Source organism: Magnetospira thiophila (assembly GCF_054657015.1).
Window position 1 is genome coordinate 679,723 of record NZ_BAAHXF010000001.1, and the last position, 11,423, is coordinate 691,145.

Consider the following 11,423-nt stretch of genomic DNA (forward strand, 5'->3'; position numbering starts at 1 on the left):
GTCAGAGCATTTTCATGATGTATTTATTTGGTAATTTATTTAAGTCTATCGAGAGTACATGAGTAATTTGCGCATGTATATATTTCGACAACCGGTTCCACTTTTTGACCAGAGCCGGATCGTTTGGCTTCAGGAGGATCGCAGCAGGATCACCGCCACCAGAGTCGCCAACAGGGCCAGCCAGACGGTCACGGTCAGGCGCAAGGCCCGTTTGGCCCGATGCACCTCGAACCAGATGCGCGGCCGAATGCCGCGTACGAAGAACACCAACTGGGCCGCCAGATTCACACAAACGATGTTGACCGCCAACAGGGTCGCCGCGCCGAGCGCCAGATCCCAGCGTCCATCACCGGCCATCAGCCCGAAGGTGGCCGTCGGGGGCAACAGGGCCACCGCCACCATGACCCCGACGAGAGTCGCCGACAGACCGCTGGTCAGGGACAGCGCCGCCGCCGCCCCGGAGGCCAGGGCGAGCACCACACCGTCGATTTCAACGCCGGTTCGGGCCATTAACTGGGCGCTGCCCAAATCCAGGGGGATGGTCGCGCCCATGGCGATACTGATCCCCAGACAGAGCACCAAGCCAACGGCGTTGGCCCGGATGGAGCGCCAGAACAGTTCCGCGTCGCCGATGGCAATGGAAAACGAAAGCGCCAGATTGGGGCCGAGCAGCGGCGCGATGACCATGGCCCCGATCACCACCGCTACATCGTCCCCGAGCAGGCCGATGGCGGCGACGATTGTCGAAAGAAAAACCAATATGAGGAAGATCGTATCCGCCGAAGCCCCCTTGGACACCACCTGATACAGTTCCTCCCGGGTGGCACCGCTTGATCCGACCTTTTCCTTTTTGCGCTCGCGGGCGGCCTTTTCCGCCTCCTCTTCCGTGGGAAGAGGCAGGATCGCCTCGACGGGAAGAATTATGATGCGCCAGTCATCCGTCCCCGAAAGCGCCGATTGCAATAGGTCGAGAACTTCCTGCCGCCCCTTTTCCCCGACCACGATCCGGGCCGAATAGCGTCCGTCCGCTTGGTCGGAACCCGTTGTAAAATCCATCACCGACTCGTGCGCCCCAATCCCATTCAGGAGAGATTCGCATTGGCGGTTGGCGATGATTTCGTAAATCTTTCCAGGCAATGCCTTGTTTATCCCCAGGTCTTTTCAGGCGACGCGCGAAGGCTTGCCTTTCCGGTCGTATATTAGCATAACTTCAGACAACCAAGCATCCGATAGAGGGGGAGGAGTAGATCATGAGTACCTTCAAGACCATTGATACACTGGACGTGGCCGGCAAGCGGGTTTTCGTGCGCGCCGATTTGAACGTGCCGATGAAAGACGGCGTGGTCACCAATACCACCCGCATCGACCGCACCGTCGCGACACTGAAAGAGCTTTGTGACAAAGGGGGGCGGGTCATCGTCACCAGCCACCTGGGTCGCCCCAAGGGCGAGCGCAATCTTGACTTCACCATGAAGCCGGTGGCCGATGCCCTGGCCAAGGCCATGGGACGGGACGTGCCGTTTGCCAGCGACTGTGTCGGCGATGCCGCCAAGTCAGTCATCAACGCCATGAAAGACGGCGACATCTGCATGCTGGAGAACCTGCGATTCTACAAGGGCGAGGAAAAGAACGATCCGGCCTTCATCGCCCAGTTGGCCGAACTGGCCGACGTTTATGTGAACGACGCCTTCTCCACCGCCCACCGCGCCCATGCCTCCACCGAAGGTCTGGCCCGCAAGCTGCCCGCCGCCGCCGGTCGGCTGATGCAGGCGGAACTGGAAGCCCTGTCCAACGCCCTCGACAAGCCGCAGCGCCCGGTGGCCGCCGTGGTCGGCGGGGCCAAGATCTCCACCAAGCTGGAAGTGCTGGGCAACCTGTCCAAGCGGGTGGACGTGCTGATCATCGGCGGTGGGATGGCCAATACCTTCCTCAATGCCCAGGGCATCAATGTCGGCAAGTCCCTGTGCGAGCACGATCTGGCGGAAACCGCCCGTGAAATGCTGGCCATGGCCGCCGAAGCGGGCTGCACGGTGCTGCTGCCCATCGACGCGGTGGTGGCCAAGGAATTCGCCGCCAATGCCGCCAACGAGACGGTGGATATCAACAAGGTGCCCGCCGACAGCATGATCCTTGATGCGGGGGCCAAGTCGGTCGCCGAATTGAGCGCCAAGCTGGCCGAATGCAAGACCGTGGTCTGGAATGGACCGCTCGGGGCCTTCGAGATCGCGCCCTTCGACAAGGCCACCGTGGCCCTGGCCCAACAGGCCGCCGAACTGACCAAGGCCGGCAAGCTGTTGTCGGTGGCCGGGGGCGGCGATACCGTGGCGGCGCTGGAACATGCCGGGGTGAAGGACGACTTCTCCTATGTCTCCACCGCTGGCGGGGCGTTCCTGGAGTGGCTGGAAGGCAAGCAGTTGCCGGGCGTCGAGGTGGTGCGCGCCTGACGCGACGGAGCACTTTACCCGTGCCATGAGGCATGGCACTGTTGCCGGGGCGTAGGGAAACCTGCGCCCCGTTGCCGTGGAACCCGAAGGGATTGAGATGATTGAATGGACCAATGATCTCAGTGTCGGCATCGAGAAACTCGATGACGAGCACAAACAGATCATCCAGATGATCAACGCTTTCATCGCGGCAGTGGACGAGTCCCTGGGCATCGGGGAAATTCACGACCGCTTCCGCGACCTGCAGAAATTCGTCTACTTCCACTTCGGCGAGGAAGAAGACATGATGCTTCAGGCCGCCTTTGAGGATCTGGAGGACCACAAACGCCATCACCAGGACCTGGCAAGCCAGATGGACGCTTTGTGGGACAAGATCATGCTCGACCCGGTCTTCAAGTCCGACGACGGCATGAGGGAATGGCTGGAAAGCTGGCTGTTCCGCCACGTCAAAACCCATGACTTCCAGTATCGCGCGGCCATGTGGCGGCTCCAGACGCCGTACTGACATTCTCCGCTTGCCGGAGACCTGCCGCTTTTGTCACACTGGACCCATGACTTGGTCCTCCATTCCCTATGGGCGTCGTGGCACGCCCTTTGTCGCGGCGGTCCCGGAAGGGGACGACCGGGAACGGCTGGTCTGTCCCGATTGCGGCTTCATTCAGTATCAGAATCCGAAAGTCATCGTCGGCGCGGTCTGTACCTGGGGTGACAGGCTGCTGCTGTGCCGCCGGGCTATCGAGCCCCGCCTGGGGTTCTGGACCATGCCCGCCGGGTTCATGGAAATGAACGAGACCATGGCCGAAGGGGCGGCGCGCGAGGTGTGGGAGGAGGCGCGGGCGAAGATCCATATGGACGGCCTGCTCGGCATTTACGAAATCCCCCGCATCGGCCAGGTCTACATGATCTATCGCGCCCGCATGGTTTCCGCCGCCTGTGCGGCGGGGCCGGAGAGCGCCGAGGTGGGGCTGTTCGACTGGGCCGACATTCCGTGGAACGATCTGGCCTTTCCCAGCGTCCAGTGGGCCTTGGAACTCTCCCGCAAGCCGCCCGGGCCACCGGAATTCACGGTCGCCAACTAGGCCGTTTGCTGCTACCATTGTTGATGTTCTGTTAACCGCCCAGGGATAATCTGGCTCCATGGACCCGGTCACAAAAAGCCTTGATAACGCCCTTCGCGACCTGGATTCGGCGAAGGCCGCCGCGGGGACCCGCCCGCGCGGCTATCAGGCCGCCCGCGACGTGGAAAACCGGGCTCGCACCCTGTCCCAGGAAACCACCGAACAGGAACGCTATGCGTTCATGCGCCTGGACAGGGTCCTCTCCTCCGGCGAAGCCCTGCGCTCCGACGTGCCGCGCGGCTATTACCTGAACCTGTTGGTTTAGCGCTTTGCTTTACAGGTCGTGATTTGCGGCGATCCATCCTTCGACAAGCTCAGGATGAGGAATATGAATAAACACCTCATGCTGAGCCTGGCGAAGCATGAGCCTGTCGAAGCATGAGCCTGTTGAAGTTCATCTGTCCCTTGTTTATGCGGTCTATTAGAGCGGGATGAATTTAGGTTGGTCCATATCCGGCGTTTCTGACGAGGTTGGCGCATTCCTGCGGCGGGAAGGCATCGAGTAGCCTTCCGATGGCCTCGCAGAGCGCATCGACGGTGCGCGCGGCCTCCTTGCGCAGCAGATGCTTGAGTTTGGCAAAGACCTGCTCGATGGGGTTCAGGTCGGGGGAGTATTTCGGCAGGAAGAACAGCTTGGCACCCGCGCCTCGGATGAGGCGGCGGATGGCTTCGCCCTTGTGGCTGCCGAGATTGTCCATGACCACGATATCGCCGGGCTTGAGGGTGGGGATGAGCACCTTCTCGACATAGACCCGGAAGCGTTCGCCATTGATCGGCCCGTCGAGAACCCAGGGCGCCTCAATGCGGTCGTGGCGGAGCGCGGCGAGGAAGGTCATGGTTTTCCAGTGGCCATACGGCACCTTGGCGTCGAGCCTTTGGCCGACCGGCGCCCATCCCCGGAGCGGCGCCATGTTGGTCTTGGTCCAGGTTTCGTCGATGAAGACTAGGCGATCAATGGCCACCCGGTCCTGATACGCCTTCCACTGTTCACGCTTACGCGCCACGTCGGGCCGATCCTGTTCCCTGGGAAGGACGCTTTTTTTTGAAACTCAGTTTTTCGGCATGCACGAATTCCCAGACGCTGCGGTAGTCGACCATCACCTTGCGCTCGGCCAGTTCCGCCACCAACCCACGCAACGTGAAGTCCTTCTCCTTGCACCGCTGGATAAGCCAATCACGGTGTTCTCCTCGGATTGTCTTCGGCCGGTTCCCTCCCATCTTGTCGGGCGCAACACTGCCCGTCTCGCGGAAACGGGTCACCCAGCGGATGACCGAACTGACACCAACGGCAAACCGCGCCGCAGCTTGGTGCCGAGAGAGGCCGCCTTCCTCAACGGCGGCGACCACACGCTCGCGGAGATCGTTCGAATAGGGTTTCGTCATCCATACTGGCCTCCTTTTCCAGCCAGTATGTTGAATCAGAATTGCGAGACTTTGGGAATCCCCTTTCGATTCACTCCGGCTTCATCCCGCTCTAAATCCTTTCCGCCTCGACCACGAACCGCATCGGGCCGCCGGGCACCAGGGCCTCGAACGGCCAGCAGGTGAGCAGGATCAGGCGCGGATCGGCGGGGTCGCTGCGTGCCCGCGCCTGATCCTTGTGCACCACTTGGGTCCCCCTCACCCGATAGACGACCGCCTTACCCGAAGCATCTATCAATCGCAGCCGGTCGCCCGGATGCAGGTCTTGCAGGAAGGCCATATGGGTATCCCGGTGTCCGGCGAGGACGCTGGTGCCGGGACCATTGGGGGCCGCGCTGCCGTCCTGATGGCCCGGCCCCCAGGCGATGGTCCGCCCGGTGGCCCCGGCCAGCACCACCAGATCGACGCCTAGGCGCGGCACCTGTAACCGGGCGACCGGCCAGGTATCGGCCCAGGGCCAGGGTTTTTGCGGCATCCCCTGGGCCAGCCCCTCGGCCCAGGCAGCACGGATCAGATGCTGACCGAGCCAGGCCTTGCCCTCGATCAACAGGCCGGAGCCGACCTGCCAGAGCCCCAGCCCCAGCAGCACCGCCCCGAGGGCCAGCCGCCGACGCCCACTCATGCGCTTTGCCTCCGTGCCCGACGGCCCGACAGCCACAAACCGCCCCCCAACAGCAAGGCCAGCAGCCCGGCGATCATGTGCAGGTCGGCCGCCGTCGCCCCTTGGGCGCGGAACAGATCCTGCGCCGCTTCTTGTTGCATCGGCAGATTGGGAGACACCGGGGCTCCGAACAGTTTGTTTAGATTCCAACCATGCGGCGGCAATTGCGGCACGGCCTGATGTGTTACGTTCTGATCCAGCGGACGGGCCGGAGTCACATCCACCGCCACCAGACTGGTATAAGCGCTGACCAATTGATGAGTCAGGGCCACATCCAGTACATCGAGCCGGATTTCTTCCTCCGAGCGGCCCTCGTATCGCTGGTCGGTCAGGCCCTCGATCTTGCCGCGCGCCCACAGGCGGGCGATGCCGGGGGCCGGTTTTGCTTGCGCCAGTGGCAGGGTGAGGCTCCAGTCCACGCCGCCCAGCCACCCGCCGAGGCTGATTCCGCCTGCCAGATCCTGCACCCGCACCGCCAGCAGCAAGGGCTCGCCCGCGTAGAGGTCGGGCAGTTGTCGCGGCCAGGCTTCGGCCCGCGCGGCGGGAGAGAACGTGGCGCGCAGGTCGCTCAGTACCGGGGCCTCCAGTTTGGCGAACAATTGGGTCATCCCCTGTTCCACCTGGGACTCGTTGTCGATGAAGGTATAGGTGCCGTGCCCCAGTTCTGCCGCCTTGCGCATCAGATAGCTGTTGGGGGCCGAGCCAATGCCGATGGTGAACAGCCGGGAATCCCCCAGCCCACGGCGCACGTCGCGCAGAATTTCCGTCTCGTTGCCCACCGCGCCATCGGTCAGCAGAATGATCTGTCGCACCCGTCCCGCATCGAAGCGGCCATCCAGGGCCAGATGCAGGGCGCTCAGAATTTCCGTGCCGCCGTCGGCGGACAAACTTTCGACAAAGCCTCGGGCCTGCTTCAGGTGGCGCGGGTCGGCGGGCCGGGGCCGGTCGAACAGCGGCGATGCCTCATTGGAAAAACGAATGATGTTGAATCGGTCGCGCGGCCCCAGCCCGTCCAGCGCCTTGCGCAGGGCCGCCTTGGCCCCGTCCATGGACAAGCCGTCCATGGAGCCCGAGGTGTCGATGATGAACAGCACTTCGCGCGGCGGCAAGGTCTCGCGCCGGGCTTCCGCACGCGGCGGCTGGACCAGGGCCAGCAGGTAGTCGGCCCCATCGGCCCCGGTCTCGCGGAACAGCGACATCCGCGGCTCATCCCCCGCCCGGGGCGTCCAGGTCAGGACGAAATCCCGATCCGCCGGAACCGTGCCGTCCTTGAGAGTCACGGTCAGTCGACCGCCTTCGTCCGGCGTGACGACGATCTCATGACTGGGGCTGGAGATTCCCTCCAGGGGAACGCCCGCGTCCAGATGAAGGGTGAACGACAGGGGATTCATCATCTGGCCCTGGGGCAGAATCAACGGCGGCGTGATGCGCTCCGCGTCGGGCACCTGATTTGTATTCTTTCCCCAGCCGCTCCCCGCCGCGCCGAGAATTTCCTGCTGGCCGGGAATATAGCGCGGCGTCATCACCGCCGGGAAACGCAGCTCGTAGTGACCATCGGTCCAGCGCAGCACCTCCTGAAGGCCGATCTCGATGGCCACATGACCGCCCGGCGCGATATTGGCGACGGCGGTGGTGAAGATGTTGGGCCGTTCCTGGGTCACCAGAGAGGCCCGTTTGCCCTGCCGCTTGGCTTGTTCATAGGTTTCCCGGGCCTGTTGTTTTTCGCGCACCACGCCCTGGATCACCTTGTCATCAACCACCATGCGCAGACTGTCCACGGCGGCATCCTCGGGCAGCGGGAACACGTAGGTGCCCTCGACCCACTCGGATTGTGCATTGACGAACAGCTGACGGACCTGAGTCCGGGCCAGCGGGCCGGTGATGTCCATTTGGATCTGCGTCGCCACCAACGGGGCGGCGACGGCGGCCCGATCGAGCGGCACCCCTTCCGCCGACAGGGGCCTTAGCCACAGGCCATCCGCCGCATGAGCGGCGGCGGCGACCACCGCCGTGACCAACAGGGTCACCAGACAAAACAAAGTCACGGCCAAGGCCGCGACCGGCGCCCGACGGCGCGGGACGGCGTAGCCGACACGAAAACCCGGAAAATGTGTCATGACGAACCCCTGTGCTGAATCATGTTTACGAGGGTCCACTCCACACCCGCTCCGTGGCCGAAGCGGGGTCGGAATATGGTCATTCCACGATCAATTGCGGCGAAAGGGTGACTCCGTCAAAAAATCATCACATTGCTTTTTCCGCTGCTTGCCCTAGCTTGCGGGCTTCGAAGAAGGAGAACGCGGACATGACCATCAAAATCGGGATCAATGGCTTTGGGCGGATGGGGCGATTGGCTTTCCGGGTCGCCTGGGATCGTCCGGACCTGGAAATCGTTCATGTAAATGAGATCAAGGGGGGGGCCGCCTGCGCCGCCCATCTCCTGGAATTCGACACGGTGCATGGCCATTGGCCCCACGCCCTTGAGGTGCCCGGCCCCGATTCCTTTATCGTCGATGGGCAGACCATCGGCTTCAGCGACGCCGCCGCGCCCGGTGACGTGCCTTGGGGGGCCTTGGGTGTTGACCTCGTTCTTGAATGCTCAGGCAAATTCCGCTCCCCGGAGCTGTTGCAGCCCTATTTCGACGGCGGTGTGAAGAAAGTCATCGTCGCCGCCCCGGTCAAGCAGGGGGCGCTCAATGTGGTTTATGGGATCAATGATCATCTGTACGAACCGGCCCGGCATCATCTGCTGACCGCCGCGTCTTGCACCACCAACTGTCTGGCCCCGGTGGTCAAGGTGGTGCATGAGAATCTGGGCATCGTGCATGGCTGCATCACCACCATTCACGACATCACCAATACCCAGGTGGTGGTGGACGCGCCGCACAAGGACCTGCGCCGCGCCCGTTCGGCGATGAATGCGCTGATTCCCACCACCACCGGCTCGGCCACCGCCATCACGCTGATTTACCCGGAACTGAAGGGCAAGTTGAACGGCCATGCGGTGCGCGTCCCGCTGCTCAATGCCTCGCTGACTGACTGCGTGTTCGAGGTCGGGCGTCCGACCAGCGCCGAAGAGGTCAACGCCCTGTTCCAGGCCGCCGCCGAGGGGCCGCTGAAGGGCATTCTGGGCCTGGAAATGCGGCCGCTGGTCTCCACAGACTATGTCAATGACACCCGCTCTTCCATTGTCGACGGCCTGTCGACCATGGTCATCGACGGCACCCAGTTGAAGATCTACGCTTGGTACGATAACGAATGGGGCTACGTGAACCGGATGGTCGATCTGGCCGACAAGGTGGCGGCCTCCCTTTAGGACCCGTCCATGGCCGACCTGCGCAATTACGCCGCCGTCACCGCCGCCTACTGGGCCTTTACCCTGACCGACGGGGCCTTGCGGATGCTGGTGCTGCTGCACTTTCACAAGCTGGGCTATACCCCGCTGGATCTGGCTTTTCTGTTCCTGCTTTACGAAGCCATGGGCATCGTCACCAATTTTTTCGGCGGCTGGATCGGGGCGCGCTTCGGCTTGCGGGTCACCCTGTTCGCCGGCTTGTTCTTGCAGATCGGTGCCTTGCTGTTGCTGTCCCTTGTCGATCCCGCCTGGACCCTGGCCCTGTCGGTGAGTTGGGTGATGGGCGCGCAGGCGCTGTCCGGGGTGGCCAAGGACCTGACCAAGATGAGCTCCAAATCCGCCGTCAAGCTGGTCGTCAAGGAAGAGGCACACGGCCTGCTGTTCAAGTGGGTGGCTTTGCTGACCGGCTCCAAGAACGCCCTGAAAGGCTTTGGTTTCCTGCTCGGCGGCCTGTTGCTGACTTGGTTCGGCTTTGCCTGGTCACTCTATGGCATGGCCGGGATGCTGGCGGTGGTGCTGCTGCTCGCCGTGACCTCGATCAAGGGCGACCTGGGCAAAGCAAAGCAAAAGGTCACCGGGCGCGACCTGTTTTCCAAGACCCGTGAAATCAACTTCCTGTCCGCCGCGCGGATCTTTTTGTTCGCCTCGCGGGATGTCTGGTTTGTCGTCGGCGTGCCGGTGTTTCTGACCAGCACGTTCGACTGGTCGTTCGATCAGGTGGGCGGCTTCATGGCGTCGTGGATCATCGGATACGGGATCGTGCAGGCTTTGGTGCCCCGCCTGCTGCGCCGGACCACCGATGCCGCCGAGGGGGCGCGGGCGGCCAAGATCTGGGGCGCGGTACTGGCCCTTTTGCCCGTGATGATCGCCCTCGGTTTGTCGCCGCAAATCCTGGAGCAGGTTGGACTGGCGGTTTCCGCCACCCTGGCCCCCTATGTCCTGGTCGGCGGACTATTGCTGTTCGGGGTGGTTTTCGCCATCAATTCCGCCGTCCATTCCTACCTGATCGTCGCCTATTCGGACCATGACAAGGTGGCGCTGAACGTGGGCTTTTATTACATGGCCAACGCGGTGGGACGGCTAGGCGGCACCTTGTTGTCCGGGCTGGTGTTTCAGTATTGGGGACTGGTGGCCTGCCTGTGGACCTCGGGCGGACTGATCGCCCTGGCCCTGGTGTTGACATTGCCCCTCGCCGGGCGCCGATCAACACACTCCACATTAAGATAATTCCTCGAAGCACGTTGGTCGTGTTAATATGACACCTCGTCGGGTGGCTCCGCCGCCCGGACTCCCGAGGGTCTATACGTGCTTCCGTCCCGCCTGTGTTTCCTGCTGCTCTTTGGATGGCTGGCCCTGATCCCCCAGGCCCGGGCCGATCATCCCTTGCGCCTGGCCCTCTCGATGACCCCGCTCTCGGCCCCGTTCATCATCGCCCTGGAGAAGGGTTTTTTCGATGATCAGGGATTGGAGGTCTCGGTGCTGCGAGTCCAGGGCGGTCATCGAGCCGCCCGAGAGATGCTCGATGGGCGGGCCGATGTGGCCACCTCGTCGGAAACCGTGGTCATGTTCAACAGCTTCGAGAACAGGGATTTCGGCATTGTCTGCACCTTCGTCAACACCGATAACGATATCAAGCTGATCACCCGGCGGGACACCGGCATCCGAACGGTCGACGATCTGGCCTTCCACAAGGTGGGCACCATTATGGGGGCCTCGGCCCATTTTTTCCTGGATGAAGCTCTCCTGCTGCACCAGGTGGATCGCAGCACCGTCGAGATCGTCAAACTGCAACCCGAGGAGATGGCCGACAGCCTGTTGGCGCACAAGGTCGATGCGGTGGTCGTCTGGGAACCCTTCGCCCATTTGATACTCAAGCGTCTGGGGGAGGAGGCGGTTGTGCTGCCCCACGACCGGACCTATATCGAAACCTTCAATGCCCTGGCCACCCGGCACTATGCCCAGGGGCATGCGAAGAACCTGGAAAAGATGGTGCGCGGATTGTTCTCGGCGACCCGCTTCCTGTTCGAGCATGAAGGTGAATCCCAACGGATCGTGGCCAACTATCTGGGCAAGAACATGTCGGTCATCCAGCCCCTGTGGGAGGATCTGAACTTCGAAATCAGCCTGCATCAATGGCTGATCACCACCCTGGAACGGGAGGCGCGATGGGCCATGTCCCACCAGTTGGTTGAGGGAAAGGAAATGCCCAACTATTTGCAGTTCCTGTATCCGGAAACTTTGGACAGCATCCGCCCGCGGGCGGTGACGATCTTTCGCTAACGACGAGTCCGCCAAATCATGCGCATTCACACGCTCTTCAAAATCGGTGCTTTGAGTTCCGTGCTCGTGGCAGGAATCATCGGCGGCGGTCTGGTCCTGACATTCAGGGATTACCGAGCCGCATTTACAGCGGAGGAATTCGC

General features: G+C 62.4%; 11 protein-coding genes. 7 read left to right on the forward strand and 4 right to left on the reverse strand.

Annotated elements, in window-relative coordinates; translation table 11 throughout:
* Positions 1 to 129: 129 nt before the first annotated feature.
* Positions 130 to 1,056 carry a TIGR00341 family protein gene (locus ACYQ1P_RS03260; RefSeq protein WP_460018946.1) on the reverse strand — a complete coding sequence of 309 codons (927 nt, stop codon included), beginning with the start codon at positions 1,054 to 1,056 and terminating at the stop codon, positions 130 to 132.
* Between the two features lie 194 nt (positions 1,057 to 1,250).
* Here ACYQ1P_RS03260 and ACYQ1P_RS03265 point away from each other — a divergent pair, with 194 nt between their 5' ends.
* The 4 genes from ACYQ1P_RS03265 (at position 1,251) to ACYQ1P_RS03280 (ending at position 3,827) form a co-directional block, all read left to right on the forward strand.
* Positions 1,251 to 2,444, forward strand: a complete 1,194-nt coding sequence (locus tag ACYQ1P_RS03265) for a phosphoglycerate kinase (RefSeq protein ID WP_460018947.1) — start codon at positions 1,251 to 1,253, stop codon at positions 2,442 to 2,444.
* 97 nt (positions 2,445 to 2,541) lie between these two features.
* Positions 2,542 to 2,949: a bacteriohemerythrin gene (locus ACYQ1P_RS03270; protein WP_460018948.1), complete on the forward strand. Its 408-nt coding sequence runs from the start codon at positions 2,542 to 2,544 to the stop codon at positions 2,947 to 2,949.
* Positions 2,950 to 2,995: 46 nt separating this feature from the next.
* The gene (locus ACYQ1P_RS03275) at positions 2,996 to 3,523 is read left to right on the forward strand and encodes an NUDIX hydrolase (protein ID WP_460018949.1); all 528 of its coding nucleotides are present in this window, start codon (positions 2,996 to 2,998) and stop codon (positions 3,521 to 3,523) included.
* Positions 3,524 to 3,581: 58 nt separating this feature from the next.
* Positions 3,582 to 3,827: a hypothetical protein gene (locus ACYQ1P_RS03280; protein WP_460018950.1), complete on the forward strand. Its 246-nt coding sequence runs from the start codon at positions 3,582 to 3,584 to the stop codon at positions 3,825 to 3,827.
* A gap of 172 nt (positions 3,828 to 3,999) precedes the next feature.
* Here ACYQ1P_RS03280 and ACYQ1P_RS03285 read toward each other — a convergent pair.
* The 3 genes from ACYQ1P_RS03285 to ACYQ1P_RS03295 form a co-directional block, all read right to left on the reverse strand.
* Positions 4,000 to 4,945 (reverse strand): IS630 family transposase gene (locus ACYQ1P_RS03285; RefSeq protein ID WP_460018340.1). Its coding sequence is split into 2 segments (ribosomal slippage): positions 4,000 to 4,605 and positions 4,607 to 4,945, totalling 945 coding nucleotides; the frame shifts between segments, so codons are not numbered across the junction.
* Between the two features lie 91 nt (positions 4,946 to 5,036).
* Complete coding sequence (locus tag ACYQ1P_RS03290; protein ID WP_460018951.1) at positions 5,037 to 5,606, reverse strand: class GN sortase; 570 nt, start codon at positions 5,604 to 5,606, stop codon at positions 5,037 to 5,039.
* A complete protein-coding gene (locus ACYQ1P_RS03295) occupies positions 5,603 to 7,762 on the reverse strand; it encodes a marine proteobacterial sortase target protein (protein ID WP_460018952.1) in 2,160 nt (719 codons plus the stop codon). The genes ACYQ1P_RS03290 and ACYQ1P_RS03295 overlap by 4 nt, the downstream gene beginning before the upstream one ends.
* A gap of 188 nt (positions 7,763 to 7,950) precedes the next feature.
* On the opposite strand from ACYQ1P_RS03295, the gene ACYQ1P_RS03300 reads away from it, so the two are divergent.
* The 3 genes from ACYQ1P_RS03300 to ACYQ1P_RS03310 all read left to right on the forward strand — a co-directional run bounded on the left by ACYQ1P_RS03300 (position 7,951) and on the right by ACYQ1P_RS03310 (position 11,280).
* Positions 7,951 to 8,961, forward strand: coding sequence for an ArsJ-associated glyceraldehyde-3-phosphate dehydrogenase (locus ACYQ1P_RS03300; RefSeq protein WP_460018953.1), 1,011 nt, complete (start codon positions 7,951 to 7,953; stop codon positions 8,959 to 8,961).
* 9 nt (positions 8,962 to 8,970) lie between these two features.
* Positions 8,971 to 10,227 carry an organoarsenical effux MFS transporter ArsJ gene (gene arsJ, locus ACYQ1P_RS03305; protein WP_460018954.1) on the forward strand — a complete coding sequence of 419 codons (1,257 nt, stop codon included), beginning with the start codon at positions 8,971 to 8,973 and terminating at the stop codon, positions 10,225 to 10,227.
* Between the two features lie 78 nt (positions 10,228 to 10,305).
* Positions 10,306 to 11,280: an ABC transporter substrate-binding protein gene (locus ACYQ1P_RS03310; protein WP_460018955.1), complete on the forward strand. Its 975-nt coding sequence runs from the start codon at positions 10,306 to 10,308 to the stop codon at positions 11,278 to 11,280.
* Positions 11,281 to 11,423 lie beyond the last annotated feature (143 nt).

Bases quoted from the DNA above. Each gene is read 5' to 3' on its own strand.
- ACYQ1P_RS03260 (WP_460018946.1), bottom strand. From the start codon at position 1,056: ATGGATTTTACAACGGGTTCCGACCAAGCGGACGGACGCTATTCGGCC.
- ACYQ1P_RS03265 (WP_460018947.1), top strand. From the start codon at position 1,251: ATGAGTACCTTCAAGACCATTGATACACTGGACGTGGCCGGCAAGCGG.
- ACYQ1P_RS03270 (WP_460018948.1), top strand. From the start codon at position 2,542: ATGATTGAATGGACCAATGATCTCAGTGTCGGCATCGAGAAACTCGAT.
- ACYQ1P_RS03275 (WP_460018949.1), top strand. From the start codon at position 2,996: ATGACTTGGTCCTCCATTCCCTATGGGCGTCGTGGCACGCCCTTTGTC.
- ACYQ1P_RS03280 (WP_460018950.1), top strand. From the start codon at position 3,582: ATGGACCCGGTCACAAAAAGCCTTGATAACGCCCTTCGCGACCTGGAT.
- ACYQ1P_RS03290 (WP_460018951.1), bottom strand. From the start codon at position 5,606: ATGAGTGGGCGTCGGCGGCTGGCCCTCGGGGCGGTGCTGCTGGGGCTG.
- ACYQ1P_RS03295 (WP_460018952.1), bottom strand. From the start codon at position 7,762: ATGACACATTTTCCGGGTTTTCGTGTCGGCTACGCCGTCCCGCGCCGT.
- ACYQ1P_RS03300 (WP_460018953.1), top strand. From the start codon at position 7,951: ATGACCATCAAAATCGGGATCAATGGCTTTGGGCGGATGGGGCGATTG.
- arsJ (WP_460018954.1), top strand. From the start codon at position 8,971: ATGGCCGACCTGCGCAATTACGCCGCCGTCACCGCCGCCTACTGGGCC.